This window comes from Pontibacter coccineus, from assembly GCF_030546575.1.
GTDB classification, from domain to species: domain Bacteria; phylum Bacteroidota; class Bacteroidia; order Cytophagales; family Hymenobacteraceae; genus Pontibacter; species Pontibacter coccineus.
In genome coordinates, this window is record NZ_JAUOTN010000002.1 from 599953 (window position 1) to 619410 (window position 19458).

At 51.0% G+C, this 19458-nt stretch carries 20 protein-coding genes; 9 read left to right on the plus strand and 11 right to left on the minus strand.

Annotation, left to right across the window (positions count from 1 at the left end):
* The first annotated feature begins 108 nt into the window (after nt 1-108).
* Nucleotides 109-519, plus strand: a complete 411-nt coding sequence (locus Q4E40_RS06645; protein ID WP_303410883.1) for a hypothetical protein — start codon at nt 109-111, stop codon at nt 517-519.
* 19 nt (nt 520-538) lie between these two features.
* On the opposite strand, the gene Q4E40_RS06650 is transcribed toward Q4E40_RS06645, so the two are convergent.
* On the minus strand, nt 539-664 hold the full coding sequence (locus Q4E40_RS06650; RefSeq protein ID WP_303410885.1) for a hypothetical protein: 126 nt from the start codon (nt 662-664) through the stop codon (nt 539-541).
* Nucleotides 665-940: 276 nt separating this feature from the next.
* On the opposite strand from Q4E40_RS06650, the gene rpsT reads away from it, so the two are divergent.
* Nucleotides 941-1201, plus strand: a complete 261-nt coding sequence (rpsT, locus tag Q4E40_RS06655) for a 30S ribosomal protein S20 (protein WP_116542815.1) — start codon at nt 941-943, stop codon at nt 1199-1201.
* 1247 nt (nt 1202-2448) lie between these two features.
* On the opposite strand, the gene pyk is transcribed toward rpsT, so the two are convergent.
* Both pyk and Q4E40_RS06665 read right to left on the minus strand, forming a co-directional pair.
* Entirely contained in the window at nt 2449-3876 is a 1428-nt protein-coding gene (pyk, locus tag Q4E40_RS06660; RefSeq protein ID WP_303410886.1) for a pyruvate kinase, read from the minus strand.
* A gap of 3 nt (nt 3877-3879) precedes the next feature.
* On the minus strand, nt 3880-4311 hold the full coding sequence (locus Q4E40_RS06665; RefSeq protein ID WP_303410887.1) for an IPExxxVDY family protein: 432 nt from the start codon (nt 4309-4311) through the stop codon (nt 3880-3882).
* A 159-nt stretch (nt 4312-4470) separates the two neighbouring features.
* On the opposite strand from Q4E40_RS06665, the gene Q4E40_RS06670 reads away from it, so the two are divergent.
* From Q4E40_RS06670 to lgt, 5 genes are all read left to right on the plus strand, one after another.
* Entirely contained in the window at nt 4471-4707 is a 237-nt protein-coding gene (locus Q4E40_RS06670) for an acyl carrier protein (RefSeq protein WP_007659745.1), read from the plus strand.
* A gap of 62 nt (nt 4708-4769) precedes the next feature.
* Nucleotides 4770-6023, plus strand: coding sequence for a beta-ketoacyl-ACP synthase II (gene fabF, locus Q4E40_RS06675; RefSeq protein ID WP_303410890.1), 1254 nt, complete (start codon nt 4770-4772; stop codon nt 6021-6023).
* Between the two features lie 66 nt (nt 6024-6089).
* On the plus strand, nt 6090-6767 hold the full coding sequence (rnc, locus tag Q4E40_RS06680) for a ribonuclease III (RefSeq protein ID WP_303410892.1): 678 nt from the start codon (nt 6090-6092) through the stop codon (nt 6765-6767).
* Between the two features lie 287 nt (nt 6768-7054).
* Complete coding sequence (gene nadE, locus Q4E40_RS06685) at nt 7055-8935, plus strand: NAD(+) synthase (protein WP_303410894.1); 1881 nt, start codon at nt 7055-7057, stop codon at nt 8933-8935.
* A 171-nt stretch (nt 8936-9106) separates the two neighbouring features.
* Nucleotides 9107-9949, plus strand: coding sequence for a prolipoprotein diacylglyceryl transferase (lgt, locus tag Q4E40_RS06690; RefSeq protein ID WP_303410896.1), 843 nt, complete (start codon nt 9107-9109; stop codon nt 9947-9949).
* Nucleotides 9950-10017: 68 nt separating this feature from the next.
* Here lgt and Q4E40_RS06695 read toward each other — a convergent pair whose 3' ends face one another.
* Complete coding sequence (locus Q4E40_RS06695) at nt 10018-10872, minus strand: NHL repeat-containing protein (RefSeq protein ID WP_303410898.1); 855 nt, start codon at nt 10870-10872, stop codon at nt 10018-10020.
* Between the two features lie 116 nt (nt 10873-10988).
* Here Q4E40_RS06695 and Q4E40_RS06700 point away from each other — a divergent pair, with 116 nt between their 5' ends.
* Nucleotides 10989-11384 carry a VOC family protein gene (locus Q4E40_RS06700; protein WP_303410900.1) on the plus strand — a complete coding sequence of 132 codons (396 nt, stop codon included), beginning with the start codon at nt 10989-10991 and terminating at the stop codon, nt 11382-11384.
* Between the two features lie 82 nt (nt 11385-11466).
* On the opposite strand, the gene Q4E40_RS06705 is transcribed toward Q4E40_RS06700, so the two are convergent.
* From Q4E40_RS06705 to cdd, 3 genes are all read right to left on the minus strand, one after another.
* The gene (locus tag Q4E40_RS06705; protein WP_303410902.1) at nt 11467-12807 is read right to left on the minus strand and encodes a hypothetical protein; all 1341 of its coding nucleotides are present in this window, start codon (nt 12805-12807) and stop codon (nt 11467-11469) included.
* A 232-nt stretch (nt 12808-13039) separates the two neighbouring features.
* Nucleotides 13040-13681 (minus strand): alpha/beta hydrolase, encoded by a 642-nt coding sequence (locus Q4E40_RS06710; RefSeq protein WP_303410904.1) that lies wholly within the window; start codon nt 13679-13681, stop codon nt 13040-13042.
* Nucleotides 13682-13858: 177 nt separating this feature from the next.
* Nucleotides 13859-14344 (minus strand): cytidine deaminase, encoded by a 486-nt coding sequence (cdd, locus tag Q4E40_RS06715; protein ID WP_303410906.1) that lies wholly within the window; start codon nt 14342-14344, stop codon nt 13859-13861.
* Nucleotides 14345-14471: 127 nt separating this feature from the next.
* On the opposite strand from cdd, the gene Q4E40_RS06720 reads away from it, so the two are divergent.
* Nucleotides 14472-15821 carry a saccharopine dehydrogenase family protein gene (locus tag Q4E40_RS06720; protein ID WP_303410908.1) on the plus strand — a complete coding sequence of 450 codons (1350 nt, stop codon included), beginning with the start codon at nt 14472-14474 and terminating at the stop codon, nt 15819-15821.
* A 22-nt stretch (nt 15822-15843) separates the two neighbouring features.
* Here the strand turns inward: Q4E40_RS06720 and Q4E40_RS06725 are convergent, their stop codons facing one another.
* The 4 genes from Q4E40_RS06725 to Q4E40_RS06740 form a co-directional block, all read right to left on the minus strand.
* Nucleotides 15844-16605, minus strand: coding sequence for a tRNA1(Val) (adenine(37)-N6)-methyltransferase (locus tag Q4E40_RS06725; RefSeq protein WP_303410910.1), 762 nt, complete (start codon nt 16603-16605; stop codon nt 15844-15846).
* 484 nt (nt 16606-17089) lie between these two features.
* Complete coding sequence (gene rnhA, locus Q4E40_RS06730) at nt 17090-17554, minus strand: ribonuclease HI (RefSeq protein WP_116542802.1); 465 nt, start codon at nt 17552-17554, stop codon at nt 17090-17092.
* Nucleotides 17555-17685: 131 nt separating this feature from the next.
* On the minus strand, nt 17686-18252 hold the full coding sequence (locus Q4E40_RS06735) for a MarC family protein (RefSeq protein ID WP_303411073.1): 567 nt from the start codon (nt 18250-18252) through the stop codon (nt 17686-17688).
* A gap of 115 nt (nt 18253-18367) precedes the next feature.
* Nucleotides 18368-19429: an aminotransferase class V-fold PLP-dependent enzyme gene (locus Q4E40_RS06740; RefSeq protein ID WP_303410913.1), complete on the minus strand. Its 1062-nt coding sequence runs from the start codon at nt 19427-19429 to the stop codon at nt 18368-18370.
* Nucleotides 19430-19458 lie beyond the last annotated feature (29 nt).

Consider the following 19458-nt stretch of genomic DNA (forward strand, 5'->3'; position numbering starts at 1 on the left):
AACCCTATATAGAAAAACGCTATACATTTATATGCTTTACTTTGAATATTGCTATTCTTAGTGCTAATAGAATGCGTATAAGGCAGTATAACCAACGATAATTATAAGATGAATATAAAATCAAATATCAAAATGCTAGGTATGGCCCTCACAGTGAGTGCCTTTACCTTTGCCTGTAACTCTGAAACCCGCACTGAAACAAACAGTGAGATTGATGAAGCACAAGTAGAAGCGACCGAAACGAGCGTAGAAACCGAGCGTGAGTATGATGAATTCTCGGTATGGGTGAATGATCAGTCTTCCCGCGCTGAAACTGCTAGTGAAGAAGAGTGGCGCGAGATGAAAGCAGAATACAACAAGCGCGAAGCTGAACTTGACGCCAAAAGCGACACCTGGGACGATGAAGCCAAGCGTGAGTGGCAGGAAGTGAAAGACAGCTGGAAACGTACAGAAGACAAGGTACAGAAGCGTATCGGTGATGTAGACGTTGATGTGGATGTAGACCGAAAAGACAACTAAGCTAATTTTTAGTTGAAGATCAAGCCTGGGGCTGCGGCGAACGCTGTGGACTCAGGCTTTTCTCATTTAGTGACATAGTGAAATTCCGGGGCAGGGTGGCAGGTATAGCCAGTTCGTAGGACTTTGATTTTAAAGGCGCAGCCATGGCCTAGGCGCTTCTTTATCGCTGTAGTAGGCGAAAAAGAGTGGTATAAAGGCAGTCTGCAGAAAGAAACGCAGGGATGCCATGGTTTTCAGGCTAATTAAGTGTAATTTTGGGCCAGTGTAAGTCAGGTATTGGAGCGGGATCAATCCCGGGACAGCAATAAATACCTGATCAAGCTTTTTTATAGCAGGGAGGTTTTGGAATTTAATTTCAAAGAATATATCTTTGCAAACTCATTTAGGATACGCAACGAAATTTTAATTAGTATAAAATAACATGGCTAATCACAAGTCGGCATTAAAGAGAATCAGATCTAACGACGCGAAACGTCTTCGTAACAGATATCAGGCGAAAACTACTCGTACTTTCATCAAAAAGCTGAAAGGCACTACTGACCAAACCGAGGCGCAAGAACTGTACAAGACAGTTTCTTCTATGCTTGACCGTTTGGCAAAGAAAAACATCATCCACAAAAACAAAGCTGCTAACAACAAGTCTAAACTGGCTAAGTTCGTTAACGGCCTAGCTGCAGCCTAGTTTTTTGCTGGAATACCATTCCGAAGCCTTACACAGTTGTGTAAGGCTTTTTGTGTTTTCTGTTAGAGCTGTTTGAAGGCGCCTTGTTTGCCTTTCAACAGCTTTTTTCTTTTTCCGATGCTCCTCCTGGTATGTCGCTGAAAGGCTGGGAGAGGAGCATCTGGTCAGCTTCTTCCGTGATTAATGGAATATGCGCTGGGAGGCGAGAGTATTCTAGGCTTTGCATTTGTCATCCTGAAAGGGTTTTTGTTGAAGACAGCAGACTGTATCTATAGGGATGATTAGGCCTTTGCTGGAAGAGAAGGTCTGTGCATGCTTAACATTACTTGCACTTTCTTTGTCTAGGAGGCCTTCCCTCAAAGGAGCTTTTCTGCCACGGTCAGTTCACAGGTATAGCTTTATAGTCGATGCACTTTGGTGCACGTTTACCTTCCCAGCCCCTCCTTAAAAAAGTGCCCCTACCTCTAAAACAGGATGTTCGTGCACGATTGTCATCCCCCTGCCCCCGTCGAAGGGGGACTTTACTGCCTGTTTTTAGGTATAAGCTTTGTGGCTTCTGCAGATAAATATGATAACTTATTTAACCCACCCCTTCCCCTCCCAAGAGGGGATTTTCTGCTACTGCTTAATTGTTAAGTATAGCTGTAATAGCTTCAGCAGTTTTGTGCAGTACCGGGTCCAACCACCCCTAACCCCTCCTTATCCAAGGCGGGGAACCTAGAACTGCCAATTCACAGGTATAGGCCTTGTAGCAATAACCACTGACAAGTATAGCAAGACTAACTTGCACAATGGCTACAAAGCAAATAGCCTTAGCAAGGTGCACTTTACGACACTCCACTGTTCGAGCGGTCAGCGAGTTTGGAGGGTCTTGACTTTTTTGCTTACTTTTTGTGTCAAGACAAAAAGTAAGTGCCCGCCGCACAGGCGATGCTATAAAACAAATCAGTTAGGTATAGGAAGACAGTAGCTACGCCAGTTGCAAACTGGCCCTATGTGTCACCACATTTGCGCTGACGCTAAACTTACGGTATGCTAGAATGCTATACCTATACCTGGGTTAGACGCCCTACCACAGCTGTCAAGAGCAAGGACACCTGCACCATGATGCATACACCCGCCGGCTTGGCAAAGAACCCTTTACCTACAATCACACGAGTAACCTCAGGTATAGCCCCGTATAAAAACAAAGAATCCTGAGGCTGTTACACAACCCCAGGATTCTTATAAATCAGACATTCCTTACTTTAAGCAATACTCAGCTTGATCATATTTGTGCGCTTCTGCTCGTATATCGGCATACTCGCCGTGTTGATGAACACATCGCCTTTGTTCAGGTAACCGGATTTGAGGAGCATCTGCTTGATGTCTTCAATCGTAGCATCGGTCGACTCGAACTTGTCGTAGTAGAAGCCGCGGATGCCCCATACCAGGTTAAGGGTAGTGAGCAGGCGCTCGTTTTCTGTAAAGACGAATATGTCGGCTCTGGTACGGTACTTCGCCAGTTGGAAGGCCGTATACCCTGACTTGGTCATACCGATCACGGCACGGGCGTTGGTGTCGCGGGCAAGGTTACAGGCGTTGGCTACCAGGCTGTCGTTGTAGAAAGTGTCAGAGTGTGGGTTCAGGATGTAGGTCTTGTTAAAGATATCGGCCTGGCGCTCCACCTCGCTGATGGTTAAGTTCATCGAGCGGATCGTCTCAACCGGATAAGCACCAACCGCTGTCTCAGCACTCAGCATCAGGGTGTCGGCACCGTCAATCACAGCGTTGGCTACATCATTGGTTTCGGCACGCGTCGGCTTCGGGTTCACGATCATGCTCTCCATCATCTGGGTAGCGATGATCACCGGTTTGGCGGACTTGTTACACTTCTCCACAATCATTTTCTGCAGCATCGGCACCCGTTCCATACCTGTTTCAACACCCAGGTCACCGCGCGCCACCATTAGGGCGTCAGACTCTGCAATGATAGCATCGATGTTGCGGATAGCCTCCGGCTTCTCGATCTTGGCGATCACGCGGGTGTCTTTGCCGCGCTCTTTTATGATGCGCTTGATCTCACGAATGTCCTCTACGCGGCGCACAAACGAGAGGGCTACCCACTCCACGTCGTGGTCCAGACCGAAATGCAGGTCACGCAGGTCTTTTTCGGTAAGGGACGGAGCCGAGACAATAGAGTCCGGCAGGTTGATGCCCTTGCGGGGTTTCACCACACCGCCGTATTTTACTTCGGCTTCTACTACTTTGTCTTTATCGGTAGAAATTACCTTCAGCTCCAGTTTACCGTCGTCCAGCAGAATGGTGTCGCCTGGATTTACGTCGCGGGCAAGCTCGGTATAGTTGGTGGCCAGGTGCTCGTGGTTGCTCACGGAGCCGTCGCAGCGCATAATCACGCGCTGGCCCTCTTTTATTTCTACGCCACCGTTTTCAACCTCGCCGATGCGGATCTTAGGACCCTGCAAGTCCTGCACGATGCAGATGTTGGTGTTGAAGCGGCGGTTCAATTCGCGGATATGCTCTATCACCTGCAAATGTTCTTCATGCTCACCGTGCGAAAAGTTCAGGCGGAAAGCGTCTACGCCTTCCTGCGTCAATGCTAGCAGACGGTCAAAGGTATTGCTGGCAGGGCCAACAGTGGCCAATACTTTAGTCTTGTTGAAGATTATCTTCATAATTCAGAATAGTAAGTGTTCCTTGTACTTAAGGGTAAGTGGATCAAATTGTTTCGTGTATTGGATCAGGGGCAGGCTTTGGAGTCTGCTCAGCAGTTCCTGCGGATGGAGGTACTGCTGCAGCGCCCCCGTTACTTGCAATATGTAATCATACTCCTTCACATCGGGCAGCATGAAAGGCATTCTGACGGTAAAGGTTCCCAATGCTTTGTTTCGGAACAGGCGCACCGTACTGTGAATATCGTTGTGCTCAAAATGGGAGATGTACATCTTCTGCCGGTCTGTCATTTCGTAGCACAGGTCCCGCTGCCGGGTAAGGTTAAGACCCAGAAGACGGTTAAGCGACCAGGCCATTTTGTAGTCACGGCATGAAGCAACCACGCCGAAAAGGGCGAAGTTGAAATCATACTCAATGTCCAGGTGCAGTGTTTTCATGGGCTACCAAATGGCGTAATTGCAAATTTATAAACATGGCATCGGAAAACGACCTTTAAGGCAAAAACTTTTATCACTTACCGAATACAGCAATTTTTTTTGACATTGTCTGCCTAATTACATTTCTTTGCACAGTGTTTTAATAAACTATAAGAAAAAATGTCAGAAATCGCAGAAAAAGTAAAGGCTATCATCATCGATAAGCTTGGTGTTGAAGAGTCAGAAGTTACTCCAGAGGCTAGCTTCACAAATGACCTTGGCGCTGATTCACTGGATACAGTAGAGCTTATCATGGAATTCGAAAAAGAATTCAACGTATCTATTCCAGATGACCAGGCTGAAAACATTGCCACTGTAGGTCAGGCGATCAGCTACCTGGAAGAGCACGCAAAGTAATATAACCCCATTACCTTATTGTATTAAGTAATTTTTACCTATCTATCCTCTACTAGCAGCTTATGGAGCTTAAGAGAGTTGTAGTTACAGGGCTTGGCGCACTCACCCCACTTGGAAACAACGTTGCAGAATACTGGAACGGGCTGGCCAATGGTGTGAGTGGAGCTGCGCCTATTACACGCTTTGATGCGAGTAAGTTTAAGACCCAGTTTGCCTGTGAAGTAAAGGGATACGATCCTGAAAAATACTTCGACCGTAAGGAAGCGCGTAAGATGGACCTGTTCTCTCAGTTCGCCATGGTGGTGGCTGAAGAGGCGGTTCAGGACGCGAAACTGATTGACAGTAATGTTGACCCGGACCGGGTAGGCGTGATCTGGGGATCAGGTATTGGCGGTCTGCGCACGTTCCAGGAGGAGTGCGTAAACTTTGCCAATGGTGACGGTACCCCGCGATTCAACCCGTTCTTCATCCCGAAGATGATCGCGGACATCAGTGCCGGCCACATTTCTATTAAGTACGGCTTCCGTGGACCTAACTTCGTAACGGTTTCTGCCTGTGCATCTGCTACCAACGCCATCATCGACTCATTCAACTATATCCGTCTGGGTATGGCCGATGTGGTGGTGACCGGCGGTTCAGAGGCGGCTGTGACCGAGGCAGGCATAGGAGGCTTTAACGCCCTGAAAGCCCTTTCAGAGCGCAATGACTCTCCGGAATCTGCCTCCCGTCCATTCGACAAAGACCGCGATGGTTTTGTGTTGGGTGAAGGTGCAGGTGCCCTGATTCTGGAGGAGTACGAGCATGCCAAAGCCCGTGGTGCCAAGATCTACGCCGAGGTGATCGGTGGCGGTATGTCGGCAGACGCGTATCACATCACAGCTCCGCACCCGGAAGGGTTGGGCGCACTCAATGTGATGAAGAACGTACTGCGTGACGCCAACATCAAGCCCGAGGAGGTTGATTACATCAACGTGCACGGTACTTCCACGCCACTCGGAGACATCAGCGAGGTGAAAGCCATCCAAACCGTGTTTGGTGACCACGCCTACAAGCTCAACATCAGCTCTACCAAGTCCATGACGGGTCACCTGTTGGGTGCAGCCGGTGCGATAGAGGCCATTGCTGCTATCATGGCGATCAAGAACAGTCTGGTGCCGCCAACCATCAATCACTTCACAGATGATGAAAGCTTTGACGCTGGTCTTAACTTTACTTTCAACAAAGCGCAGGAGCGCGAAGTGAAAGTAGCGTTGAGCAACACGTTTGGCTTCGGTGGACACAATACTTCCGTTTTATTCCGTCAATTTATCGACTAGGTGTTTGGTCCAATAAAACCAGTACGGCGCTTCTATCACAGCCTATTTACCAAGGATAGAGAGATAGTGCGCGCCATTGCCGGAATTATTGGCAGCACTCCTGATAACATACGCCTGTACAAACTGGCGCTCACCCACACGTCCTTTGCGCGGCAGAACCTGGCCAGCAAGCACGACACCAATGAGCGTCTGGAGTTTCTGGGCGATGCGGTACTGGGAACGGTGGTGGCTGAATTGCTTTTCAAGAAATTTCCCTACGAGGACGAGGGCTTTATGACAGAGATGCGCTCACGGATCGTAAACCGTGAGTCACTCAACCATATTGCCATTAAGATCGGCCTGAACCTGCTGGTCAAGGTCGATACCTCAGGCGGACAAAGCGCCCGGCATAAATCAGTGCATGGGAATGCCCTGGAGGCGCTGGTGGGTGCCATATACCTGGACAAAGGGTATACCACAACACGCCAGTTCATACTGGGCAAGCTGATCAAACCGCACGTAGACCTGCACAAACTGGTTAACACCACCTCGAACTTCAAAAGCAAGCTCATTGAGTGGGCGCAAAGCCAGAATGCCGACATCCGCTTCGAGATCGTAAACCGCAAGAACCAAGGCAACACAACAGAGTTTACCTGCGAGATTTACCTGAATGACAAGCCTGTAGCCGTTGGCGTGGGCCTCTCTAAGAAGAAAGCCGACCAGGCTGCCGCCGAAAAGGCATTGGACGTGCTCAACATCAGCTAGGGCTCTTTGCTATTAATGAAGCAGATCGGCGCATCCAACTAATGCGACCCTTTCAGCTATTCCTTCCCTAACTTGGCTTTGATATCAATTCTGTTGCTCAAACGGCAACTGCTTACCTTCACCCCATTTTCAATTCTTAACTTCTGATTGCTGGCTCGGCACTGTGCACGGTCTATACCTGGACTGGCTTTACAGTCCTCAGACTATAACTGTTCAGGGTATAACGGTTCTTTATTTGGCTGCCAAAGCTTAACTTGCTTCCGTATTGTTGCGTTAGAGAACACACTATGGAAGAAACTAGACTGATACTGGCCGGGGCCGCCCTTAATCAGACCCCGCTCGACTGGGAAGCCAACCTGCTCAATATCCGATCTGCTATCATCGAGGCAAGTACCCGCAATGTGGACATCCTGTTGCTGCCCGAGCTTTGTATTACAGGATACGGCTGCGAGGACATGTTCCTACACCCCTGGTTTGCCGAAGAGGCATTCGAAAAGCTACTCCAGGTAAAAGAGTGGTGCGATAACATGACCGTGTGCCTGGGTGTGCATGTGATCATCGGGAAAGAGGTTTTCAATACGGCCTGCGTGATCAAAAACAAAGAGATCGTCGGCTTTACCGCCAAGCAATTCCTGGCCCGCGACGGCATCCACTACGAACCGCGCTGGTTCACGCCATGGCCCGCCAATGTGGTGGAGGAGTTTGAAATGAAGGGGAAGCGCTACCCGATCGGCGATATTGTGTACGAAGAGAAAGCCGTGAAATTCGCTTTTGAAATATGCGAGGATGCCTGGCGAACCAATCGTCCGGCTGAACGCCACATGCAGAAGGGCGTGCAGCTGATCCTGAACCCAAGTGCCAGCCACTTTGCCCTGAGCAAGACGGACCTGCGCCACCGCCTCGTAGTAGAGGCCTCCAAAAAATATCAATGCGCCTACCTGTACGCGAACCTGCTCGGCAATGAGTCAGGCCGCGTGATCTTCGACGGGGAGGTGCTGATTGCCCAGAACGGGAAGCTGATTCGCCGTAATGAGCTGCTAAGTTTTAAGGATGTGGACCTGGAGTGCGCAGAAGTCTTTTTCGGACCTAACCCGGAGATAGCCGAAACAATCGAGTACCTGCCGCCCATCGACGAGAATGCCGAACTGATTGCCGCGCTATGCCTGGCACTGTTTGACTACATGCGCAAGAGCCGCAGCCGTGGTTTTGTGCTGTCGCTGAGCGGTGGCGCCGACTCGTCGTGCTGTGCCGTGGCCGTGGCCGAAATGGTGCGCCGTGGCGTCGACAGCCTGGGCGTGACCGGTTTTGTGACCAAGGCCCGCATGTTCTCGCTTAAAGATGCCGAGTATTTCGAGGCTCTCCCGCAGGATCAGGTGGTCAGGCAACTGGTAGGGCGCATATTAACCTGTGCTTATCAGGGGACCGTCAATTCCTCCGACGCCACCTATACCTCTGCCAAAGAACTGGCGGAGTCTATCGGGGCCGTGTTCCATGACTGGACCATCGACGAGGAAGTGAACGGCTATACCTCAAAAATAGAAGGCGCACTGGAGCGGGAGCTGACATGGGAGCACGACGACCTGGCCTTGCAGAACATACAGGCTCGTGTGCGCGCCCCCGCCATCTGGATGCTGGCTAACATCAAAAACGCCTTATTGCTGGCGACTTCTAACCGAAGCGAGGCCGCGGTTGGCTATGCCACCATGGATGGTGACACGGCTGGCAGTATTTCGCCCATCTCAGGGATAGACAAAGCCTTTGTCCGCCAGTTCCTGATCTGGATGCAGGAGGAACTAGGCTACCTGGGACTGGACTATGTGAACAACCTGCAGCCAACGGCCGAGCTGCGCCCTTCCTCTGAAAACCAGACGGACGAAAAAGACCTGATGCCGTACGAGATCCTGAACATGATCGAGCGACTGGCCTGGTACGACCGCCTATCGCCGCAGCAGGTAATAGACCAACTGGAAAAGGAGAACGTAGCGCCTGTAGAATCGCTGAAGGAGTATGTGCACAAGTTCTATACCTTGTGGTCGCGCAACCAGTGGAAACGCGAGCGTTATGCCCCGGGCTTCCACCTCGACGACTACAACCTGGACCCGCGCAGCTGGTTGCGCTATCCGATCCTGAGCGGTGGATTCCGGGAGGAGCTGAGCAAGTTGAAATAGAGTAAGAAATTCTAGCTACAAAAGGCATCATCCTATACCTGTCAGAGCAGGTCGGGGTGGTGCCTTTTGCCTTTGTGGCTATACCTGTGGATAAATATACCTATACCTGTCCGGCGCTGGTTTTTTCGCTTTGCTAAATATTGTAACTTTGGCAGAACCATACCGCTGTATATGAGCATTCTGAACTATATAACCTGGGATGTAAGTCCCTCCATCTTTTCTATTGGCTCTTTCGAAGTGCGCTGGTACGGGCTGCTGTTTGCGCTGGCTTTTGTGTTCGGGCAACGCATCCTGACCAAGATCTACGTGGCAGAGGGCCGCACAGAAGGCGATGTGGACATCATCACCCTGTACATGATCGTGGGTACGGTGGTAGGTGCACGTCTGGGCCATACCTTGTTTTACCAGCCCGAGTATTACCTGAGCAACCCGATCGAGATCCTTAAGATCTGGGAAGGCGGATTGGCCAGTCATGGCGCTACCATTGGTATCCTGCTGGCTCTGTGGCTGTTCAGCCGTAAGCATCATTTTGACTACATGTGGGTGCTGGACCGGATCGTGATCGTGGTGGCGCTGGGTGGTGCCCTCATCCGACTGGGTAACCTGATGAATTCTGAGATTTTCGGCAGGCCTACTGATCTGCCGTGGGGCTTCATTTTCGTACGGCAGAGCGAATACTCCCACGTGCCGCGCCACCCGACGCAGCTCTACGAATCGTTTAGTGTGTTCCTGCTGTTTGTACTGCTTTACTGGCTCTGGAAGAAATACAAAGAGGCGCTGCCAAAGGGTTTGCTGTTCGGCATTTTCGTAACGGCCCTTTTCACGTTCCGTTTCCTGGTTGAGTTCCTGAAAGAAGTACAGGTAGAGAAAGAGGAAACAATGGCGCTGAACATCGGTCAGCAGTTAAGTATCCCCCTAATCATCATCGGCTTGATCATACTCTTCCGGGTATGGCGCAATCCTAAGCCGGCCCTCCCCGGCGGGAAACCGGCCCGGGAAGCAGCCCGAAAGTAAACATCAGTCAAGAAATAAAACGGCCAGCAATCATTGCTGGCCGTTTTGCTTTTAAAAGGTTCAAGCGATTAGTTGAGGCTATACCTGAACAAGCCACCGTCTTCGCTGGTGATCACCAGGGTGTTTTCGTTTTCAAACGCCACCGCCTCGGTTTGCCCGGCCTCTTTGATATTTACCTTCTGGTAGTCGCCTTTGTAAAAAGCTGCCGGATCGCTTACGTTGCGGAAAATGTGCAGGCCGCCCTCACTTACGAGCGCCACCGTACGGCCATCAGCGCTGCTGCCCGCGCCAGTCACCGGCACACCCAGTTTGTAACTACCCAGCAGCTTGGCTTTGTACTGGCCGCCACGGTCAGGAAGTTCGTATACCTTGGCCGTCTCTTTTTGGCCTCTATCCTTCGACACCAGGTATAGCTTGCCGCCCTGCCAGAAAATGGCTTCCACATCGTAGTTCATGTCCTTTTTGGAAGGCGGAAAAGCTTTCTGGTCTTCGTAGGTGAACCGGATGGCCTCGATTTTGTCAGGTTTGTCGAGCTGGAGTTTGTAGATGGCCAGTTCCTTGCGCTTGTTGTTATTGTTGCCCGTGTCAGCGATGTAGATGTTGCCCTCGCTGTCGCGGGCCAGGTCTTCCCAGTCCACGTTGGGCAGCTGTAATTCAATGGTTTCGATCAGTTTCCCTTTTTGATCGATGAGGTAGAGGTGCGGTTTGTTGCCCGCATCGTTGTGCGTGACATAGGCATCCCGCTCAGGTATAAACTCTACGCCGGAGCTTTCGTTGATCGGGGAAGGCAGTTTAGCTAATTTGACCAGTTTGCCGGTGGTGGCTTCGGAATTAGTCACGGTGTCGGCAGGCCGCCCCAGAAAGTAAAAGAGGACCACCAACACAGGTATAAAAAAGGCAAGGATTTTCAGCATGAGCTTCATAGCGTTATTTAAAACAGTGGGCGCGTTATGGTATAACGGAAAGCAAAAGCCCTGTGGTTGCGTACAAACTGGAAATACCCGTTTTTTTACCGGATTAACGTTTTTAAAACGAAGCGATGGAGATAAAGAAGATAAAGGAAACCTGCCTGTATATAACCGATCTGGAGCGCAGCCGCCAGTTTTACAATGGAAAGCTGGGACTGCTTGTGATCGGGGAGGTGAAGGACCGGCACATTTTTTTCAGGGCCGGGGAGTCGGTGTTGCTCTGCTTTCTGCCGGAGGCCTCCAGAAAAGGGGGCACGCTGCCACCCCACTTTGGCACCGGCCAACTGCACCTCGCTTTCGAGGTAAGCCGGGAAGAGTATAGCAGCTGGAAAAGCAAAATAGAAAAGGCAGGTATACCTGTGGAGCAGGAGTACGATTGGGGACGCGGCTTCCTGTCGCTCTACTTCCGCGACCCTGACCAGCACTTGCTGGAAGTGGTGATGGAAGGTATGTGGGAGAAAGACTGACTTGTGACGCGTAGGTATAGCCCGTAAATAAACGAAGCCCCGGCGGGTTGGCCAGGGCTTCGTTATGTCTCAGGTATAAAACTTACTGCAGGCGCGCCTGGATCTCCTCGATAAGACCGTCGTAGCGCTTGAGCAGGCGGCCCCAGTCTTTGAAGTCTTCGTCGTCTTTTACACTGATGTTGCGTGCCGTGTTGTTCTCGCGCTCGTGACGCTGGCTTACGATCTTCACTACATACGTGAGGTCGTTGGAGTTACCGCCGCTGCTCACGATCACACGGGTGCGGATCATGTTGGCACCGTTGAAGTTCTGCACCTGCCAGGCGCTGGTCAGGTAGCCCGTGTTGTAGTCAACGGTCTCCAGCACATCAAAGCGCTTGGTGATGATCGAGCTCAAAATTCTCCAGGCATCAGCCGGGTCAACGGTTTTGTTTATAGGAATGGTGATGCGCACATTGGCCATATCCGACGATATAGAAGAGGTATAGGCCTCATCCACGGCCAGCTCTACAAACTCAGTAGGCTCGGGAGCCTGCATATTCTCCTGGTTGCAGTAGTTTTTGGTGTAGCGCAGGAAACCGTCTTTCGTCACACGCACCTCCACGCAGCCGTTCTTAGGTACTTTCAAATCGTATTTGCCCACACCTACCACTTTACCGGCTACTTCGAGGTTGGCATCAGCAGGGGAGGAGGTGATCTTCACCAGTCGGTCTTCCAGCAACGCACGGCTGCGAATCGGGGGAAGCGGGTCTGTGGCGGGTTTGTTGCAGTATACCTGCACCACTTCGGCAAATCCTTCTTTTGTGACAGTCACCGTTACACACGTGCCGAACGGTACGCTCACGTCTGTGTTGCCGCGGCCGCTTACCACCCCGTTCAGCGCCACAGAGGCGTCAGCCGGAATCACTTCCAGACGCACCTGGCGGTCTTTCAGCTCAAAAAAGTCTTTAACTGGAGGCGCTTCCCGGTCCTTCTGGTTGTAGTATACCTTGGTTTGCGGTGCAAAGCCCGGCTTCTTCACCTCCACGTTCAGGAATTTGTCTTTCTCTACGATCAGGTTGATGCGCTTCGAGCCAGCCAGACGACCGTCTATGTAAATCTCTGCGTCGTAAGGCTCCACACTGATGTCGATCAGGCGGTTAGCCAACTCCACCTTTTGCTCTTTGTCCCACTTCATGGTGCGGGGAAACTCACGAATCACAGGCTCATAGCCTTCTTTTACAATGGCAATGCGATTACGGGAGTCTTTGTTCAGCTTCAGCTCAATACTTCCGACGCCGAGCTCAGTTACAGTGGTATTGTCAGCATCGTTCAGCAAAAAGAATTTGGCATCGGGAAAGTTAGAAGCGACGTTAATTTTGCTCTGAGCGAAAGCAGAAAATGCCAGGAAACAAGAAATAAAGGATAAGTAGAGAATTCTCCTCATAAGGATCAAATGAAGTAGTGGAAATACAAAGAGGGTTGGTTGTAATTTTACCTACTCAAATTTAATTACTTATTATTTAAATTTATATATATTGATTTGTACAATATTAAAAATACCCAGAAGTAGGTACTCGACAGGTACTGTGGAGGGCTGAATAGCCGGTGTTAGGAAGTGAAGGAGAAGTGCGGGTAGGATCCGCTGTACGGACGTGTGGGCGTTTTGAATTTTTGGCTTATGATTTCAGCCTGGGCAGCAGCTCAGGGGCAATGGTATGGCCGCCCTCGTAGGTATGGACCCGGGGCGAAATACCGAGGCTTTGCATGAGGTTCTGTTGGTGCTGCAGCTTTTCGGGTGTGATAAACTCGTCCTGCGTGCCGTACACCACATCCACCGCTATACCTTCGAACGCCGTTTTGCCTGATTCAAAACTAATGTCCTCGGGGAAAGAAGCCGCCCAGAGCACCAGGTGCTGGCAAGGTACTTTATTGGTTGCAAGCCAGCGGCAAACCGTAGCACCCCCTTGCGAAAAGCCAAGCACATGCACCCGCACGTTAACGGGTACTCGCAGCAAGAATTCCTGCAGCAACAGGTTCAGGTATACCGACTGGTCCTCTATTTCAGAGAGCCGATCTTCTTTCGTCATCCAGGTAGCGCCTACCCGTCCCGAGAAACCATCCAGGTAAAAGCGGGACAGTCCCTCCGGTGCCACGACCACGGTGGCGCCATCATCCAGCACTGCGAAGTGCCTCAAAAAATAGCGAGCCAGCTGCCCATAGCCATGGCATACCACCCACAGGTCACGCGTCTGCTCTGAGGGCGTTCCTAAGGTATAGTAGCGGGCCGTACGCGGCACTGTCAGCTTATGCTCGTGCATTTTCTATTGAGTGAATGAGTGATTGTTAAATTGTAGATTGGTTAAATTGTTATTCTATTAATTGAGTCGATTTTGTACGCTCCGAAAGCTTTTAGTTAACTACGCTTGTTAGCCATCAAATTATACAACCCAAATTAACAAATCACTCATTCACTCATCCACAAACTCACTCACTTATTAAAGATGTTCTCTGTTGAACTGAAAAGGTAGCAGGTCGCTTACGCTGCGGAGACGGTAGAATTTACCTTCCGGGCCCTGCAGCAGCACAGGTATAGGCTCTTCCTGTTTGTGCTCGTACTCGGCCATCACCTGCCGGCAGGCGCCGCATGGCATGGCTGGCAGGAAATGCTGCTCGCTTCTGCGGCGGGCTGTCACGGCGATCAGCTTTATCTTTTTATTTGGGTAATAGGCGCTCATGGCAAACAGGGCAGTACGTTCGGCGCAAAGGCCGGAAGGGTAGGCCGCGTTTTCCTGATTGCTGCCTTTAAACATGGTGTCGTCTTCCAGCACCAGGGCGGCGCCCACCAAAAAGTTGGAATAAGGGGCGTAGGCATCGTTTGCCGTTTCCTGAGCAAGCAACATCGCGTCGCGCTCCTGTTGGTTCAATTCTTCTGCCGAGTCCAGTACGTCGATGCAGATTTGTATATTCAGCTCACTTGCCATTTAAGACCTTGTAGGTATAAAAATTAGAAAAGGGCTATAAATTTAACCCATTATTCTGATAAAACAATGCAAAAGGTTGGCCTTGCAGGGGGTAATTGCTAAATTCAAACGCAATGATTAGAACGCTATGAAAAAAATACTCCTGCTCGGGGCCGGCCGCTCCGCTTCTTCGCTTATCCAGTACCTTTTACAAAATGCGCCATCCGAAAACTGGCACCTCACCATCGGCGATATCAACGTGGACCATCTTCGCGACAAAATCGCGCAGCTGGACTTTGCCGAAGCTATTGTTTTTAACGTGCACGACGAGGCGCAACGGGCTGCTGAGGTGAGCAAAGCCGATCTTGTGATCTCCCTTTTGCCGGCCATTTTCCACATTGAAGTAGCCCGAGAGTGCATGAAGCAGGAAAAGCATCTGATCACTGCATCCTACGTTTCGCCCGAGTTTAGGGAGCTGCACGAAGAGGCGGATAGTAAGAACCTCACCATCTTGATGGAATCCGGCCTCGATCCAGGTATAGACCACATGTCGGCCATGGCGGTGATTCAGCGGGTGCAGGGTATGGGCGGTAAGATAACTTCCTTCAAATCGTATACGGGCGGACTGGTGGCACCGGAGTCGGACAACAACCCCTGGAACTACAAGTTTAGCTGGAATCCGCGCAACGTAGTGCTGGCAGGGCAGGGGACGGCCAAGTATATCAAGAACGGCGAATACAAGTACATCCCATATCACCAGCTTTTCAAACGAACCGATGAACTGTACGTGGAGGGCTACGGCCACTTCGATGGCTACGCCAACCGCGACTCGCTCAGCTACCGGGAGCATTACGGTCTGAAGGATATCCCGACGATGCTGCGGGGCACGCTGCGCCGCATTGGTTACTGCGCCGCTTGGGACGTGTTCGTGCAACTGGGCCTCACCGACGACAGCTACGACCTGGAAGGAGTGGACAGCATGACGCACCGCAGCTATCTGGAAGCCTTTCTTCCGCCGGCTGCCTTTGCCGAAGAAACACCGCAGCAGCGCCTGTGCCGCTACCTGGGTATAGCCCCCGAAGGCGAGATCATGGAGAAATTGGAGTGGCTCGGTTTGTTTGAAGGAACACCATTGGAGCTGCAAGCCGCCACCCCCGCGCAGGTACTCGAGAAAATACTGGTTGCCAAATGGAAACTGGAGCCCGGTGACAAAGACATGATCGTGATGCAGCACCTGTTTGAATACGAACTGGATGGGGAGCAGCACGAACTTACTTCTTCGCTGGTCGTGTTGGGCGACGATGAGGTGCAAACAGCCATGGCCAAAACCGTGGGTCTGCCGGTAGGTATACTGGCAAAGCTCCTGCTACAGGGCAAAATCGACCGCCGCGGGGTAGTTATCCCCATCTACCCGGATCTGTACGAACCTGTGCTGGAAGAGCTCAAAAGGTATGGCGTTGACTTTGTGGAGGAAGAAAAGGTAAAGGCAACCCATTAGCAGGGATAGCCTTTGGCAGTTTTCAGAAGTTCAGGTAGTAGTCCCGCAGCAGTGCTGTAAAGTCAGCGGTATAAGTTGTGCCATCTTCTTCGCGGATATTGAGCTTTTTAGAATTAACCTCTTTTGTCGGCGAGAAGGTATAGGTCTGGATGTGGCGGATGCACTTGCCTGCAGTGCGGGTGTATACCTCCAGCGTTTCGGCCAGGTATAGCGCGTGCGCTTTGGCAAGCTCAGCAAAGTGATTCCCCTCAGCTGGCGGCAAAAGCAGGTATAGCTTGCCTTCCGGTGTCAGGTGTTTCTGCGCAAAGGTCAGGATGTCTTCGAAGAGTAGGTCGCCCGTATGTTTGGCCGTGTTCTTGGCGGCATTATCAGACCTGAGCGAAGCCAGAAAAAAAGGCGGGTTTGATAGAATGACGTCGTATTGCTGCGTGCAGGCTTTAGCAAACTCCTGCAAGGGCATGGGATGCAGTTGCAGACGTTCTGCCCGGGGGCTTTCGGTAAAGTTCTGTGCTGCCTGCACTTGCGCCTCCGGATTTATCTCCACCGCTTCCACCACCGCCTCCGACCGCTGCGCCACCATGAGCGCCAACAAACCCGTCCCCGTCCCAATATCCAGTATCCGCTTCGCCTGACGCACCTCCACATAAGCCCCAAACACACAAGAATCCGTGCAGACCTTCATCGCGCATAGGTCCTGGTTGATGCGAAATTGCTTGAACTGGAAGTAGTTGTTAGGCACGGGGGTAATAAATGAATAATGGGTAATGATTAATTGTGATGGCAAAGGTATGGAGTTTTTGCTTTTTTGTCAGAAACAGGATTGACAGGATTTTAGTGCACGATTAACCCACCCCTGCCCCTCCCGAGAGGGGATTTACAGCTGCTGCTTAATTGTTAAGTATAGATATAATAGCTTCAGCAGTTCATTTGCTATACCGAATCCAACCACTCCTTCCCCCTCCTTATCTAAGGCGGGGAATCTGTAACTGCCATACAACCGATATAAGCGTTTTAGCACACACCACTGGCAGGTACAGCAAGACTAACTTGCACGCCAGCTACAAAGCAAATAGTCTGAGCCCGGTGCACTAGCGACGATTTTGTGTTTGAGCGGTCAGCGAGTTTAAAATCGTCTTGATTTTTTTGCTTACTTTTTTCATCAAGGAAAAAAGTGAGGCCCGCCCGGCCAGGGCAAGCTACAAAGCAATTCTGATTGCTATACTTGCAGCCTCTGCCACGTAAGTTACAAAACCACCGAAAGCAAACAACTACTTCGAGTTAAACTGCCCCGACTCAAATCCCTCATCAATCAACAAATTCGGTGACAGTGCACTGGCAACCGCCAGTTCGTCGCAGCGCTCGTTCTCCGGGTGGCCGGCATGCCCTCTGATCCAAACGAAACGCACATTATGCTTGGCGTATACCCGCAGGAAACGGGCCCAGAGGTCGCCGTTGGCTTTGCCGGAGAAGCCCTTCTTCTGCCAGCCAAACACCCAGCGCTTTTCCACGGCATCCACCACATATTTGGAGTCAGAGTAGACTGTGACAGGTATGCCGGGCTTGGTAATCGCCTCGAGCCCCACAATCACGGCGAGCAGTTCCATGCGGTTGTTCGTGGTTTTGCGGAAGCCGGCAGTCAACTCTTTCTCGTGGTTTTTCCAGCGCAGTATCGTCCCATAGCCGCCCGGACCCGGATTCCCTCGTGAAGCACCGTCTGTGAAAAGCTCGATCATGTTTTAATTGAGTGAATGAGTGATGTAGTGGATGAGTGAGATTTTTGATTTAGCGAAGGAGTGAATGAGTGAGTTAGTGATTGTGAAAAAAATTATAAATCACCCAATCACTCATTCACTAACTCACTCAATTAAATCGGTAGGTTCGTTTTGAACAGCTTGATGGCGATGGCCAGCAGGATAACGCCAAACACCTTGCGGAGCACGTTTGCACCTGCCTTGCCGAGTTTACGCTCCAGCCAGGGCGAAGCCTTTAGAACGATGTAGACGAACATGAGGTTCAGGATAATGCCTACCAGCACATTGGGAAGTGAGTAGGCGGCGCGCAAGGAGAGCAGGGTGGTCATGGTGCCGGCTCCTACAATAAGCGGGAAAGCCAGCGGCACGATCGAGCCGCTCTTCACTTCCGGGTCGGAGTGAAAGAGGTCTTTCCCCAGAATCATTTCCAAGCCGATTAGGAAGATGATAATCGCACCAGCCATTGCGAAAGACTCGAAATCAATGCCGAACAGCTTCAGGATGCCATCGCCCACAAAAAGAAAGGCAATCATCAGGACGCCTGAAATGATGGTGGCTTTCTCGGACTCGATCCTGCCTTCGCGTTTGCGGAGGTCGATGATGATGGGGATAGAGCCGAGGATGTCGATTACGGCAAACAGGATGAGCGTAACAGACGCGATTTCCTTGAAACTGAACAGGTCCTGAATCATTGCTTTGTTGGTTGTTAAACTGTCTGATTGTCAAACAATTAGGTATAGGTTTGCACTGAAATGCCAACAGCAATTCAGCTAACAAGCCGCAAAGGTAGGATTCTTAGGCGTAATAATGGAGGAAAAAGCGCTTTAGCTCTTCGTACTCTTCGTTGCCGATGGCCGGGAAGTTGGCTATCCGGAAAGTGTTGCGCTGCCATGGTCCGTAGCCGTTGCCCAGCCTGATATTGTGGTGTAAAGCCCGTTTCTTGATGTCCTCCACCACACGTTCGTTCGCCTCCAGCACCACCACCGTTTTAGAGCGCACCTCTTCGTTCTCTATCAGCAGTTTAAACTCCGTGAACTGCCCGAAGAACTCATAGAGCTCGTTGGCACGGTCGACCAGGTCAATATCGAGTTGCTTGATAAACGGCCTGTCTTCGAGCATGCGCTTGAGCAGGTAGATGTTGAGCGTGTTCGGCGTGTGCACGGTCTGGTAGTTCAGCATCTTTTCGTAAAGCGACACCAGGCTGTTGTAGTGGTTGCGCTCGTTCATTTGTTTGGCCCGGAAGATGGCGCGCGGCGAGCAGATGAGTAAACCCAGTCCCGGCGGCAGGCCAAAGCACTTCTGCACAGAGGCAAACCAGATGTCGGCTTTGATGTACTTCAGATTCAGGCCAGCCATGGAAGAGGTGGCATCCACGGCCGTGAGCGTGTCGCGGAAGCGGTTGTGCAGGTTGAGGATGGTTGTAGCCGTTACCTGCGTGCCGTTGGAGGTTTCGTTCTGGGTAAGGCAGATCAGTTCGGTGTCGGAACTAATGGTAAGGTCTTCTACCTGGATGGCTTCGTTTATGTCGAAACGCACCCCTGATGCCTCCGGGCGCATTTTTTTGGCATACTCGTACCATTTCTCTCCAAATGAGCCATTGTAAATATGGAAGCTCTTCTTTTTGGTAAGGCTCTGGATCAGGATCTCCCAGCACTCGGTGGCCGAAGAGGTAAAGAAAATGGAGTAGTCCTGGGGTATGTTGAGGCGGCGCTTGAGCGAGCCCACCACGGCGCGGGAGAGCTGCACAAACTGTTCTCCGCGGTGCGGGGCATCCATAATCCCCTCGTCGTACGCATCTGTCAGGTAGCTGCGTACTTCCGGGTATATCTTCGACGGTCCTGGAAAGAAATTCAACATGGAGGGTAATATAAAGAATTATAGTATCG

Excerpts from the sequence above, each read along its gene's own strand:
- Q4E40_RS06645 (WP_303410883.1), top strand. The coding sequence starts at position 109 with ATGAATATAAAATCAAATATCAAAATGCTAGGTATGGCCCTCACAGTG.
- Q4E40_RS06650 (WP_303410885.1), bottom strand. The coding sequence starts at position 664 with ATGGCTGCGCCTTTAAAATCAAAGTCCTACGAACTGGCTATACCTGCC.
- rpsT (WP_116542815.1), top strand. The coding sequence starts at position 941 with ATGGCTAATCACAAGTCGGCATTAAAGAGAATCAGATCTAACGACGCG.
- pyk (WP_303410886.1), bottom strand. The coding sequence starts at position 3,876 with ATGAAGATAATCTTCAACAAGACTAAAGTATTGGCCACTGTTGGCCCT.
- Q4E40_RS06665 (WP_303410887.1), bottom strand. The coding sequence starts at position 4,311 with ATGAAAACACTGCACCTGGACATTGAGTATGATTTCAACTTCGCCCTT.
- Q4E40_RS06670 (WP_007659745.1), top strand. The coding sequence starts at position 4,471 with ATGTCAGAAATCGCAGAAAAAGTAAAGGCTATCATCATCGATAAGCTT.
- fabF (WP_303410890.1), top strand. The coding sequence starts at position 4,770 with ATGGAGCTTAAGAGAGTTGTAGTTACAGGGCTTGGCGCACTCACCCCA.
- nadE (WP_303410894.1), top strand. The coding sequence starts at position 7,055 with ATGGAAGAAACTAGACTGATACTGGCCGGGGCCGCCCTTAATCAGACC.
- lgt (WP_303410896.1), top strand. The coding sequence starts at position 9,107 with ATGAGCATTCTGAACTATATAACCTGGGATGTAAGTCCCTCCATCTTT.
- Q4E40_RS06695 (WP_303410898.1), bottom strand. The coding sequence starts at position 10,872 with ATGAAGCTCATGCTGAAAATCCTTGCCTTTTTTATACCTGTGTTGGTG.
- Q4E40_RS06700 (WP_303410900.1), top strand. The coding sequence starts at position 10,989 with ATGGAGATAAAGAAGATAAAGGAAACCTGCCTGTATATAACCGATCTG.
- Q4E40_RS06705 (WP_303410902.1), bottom strand. The coding sequence starts at position 12,807 with ATGAGGAGAATTCTCTACTTATCCTTTATTTCTTGTTTCCTGGCATTT.
- Q4E40_RS06710 (WP_303410904.1), bottom strand. The coding sequence starts at position 13,681 with ATGCACGAGCATAAGCTGACAGTGCCGCGTACGGCCCGCTACTATACC.
- cdd (WP_303410906.1), bottom strand. The coding sequence starts at position 14,344 with ATGGCAAGTGAGCTGAATATACAAATCTGCATCGACGTACTGGACTCG.
- Q4E40_RS06720 (WP_303410908.1), top strand. The coding sequence starts at position 14,472 with ATGAAAAAAATACTCCTGCTCGGGGCCGGCCGCTCCGCTTCTTCGCTT.
- rnhA (WP_116542802.1), bottom strand. The coding sequence starts at position 17,554 with ATGATCGAGCTTTTCACAGACGGTGCTTCACGAGGGAATCCGGGTCCG.
- Q4E40_RS06740 (WP_303410913.1), bottom strand. The coding sequence starts at position 19,429 with ATGTTGAATTTCTTTCCAGGACCGTCGAAGATATACCCGGAAGTACGC.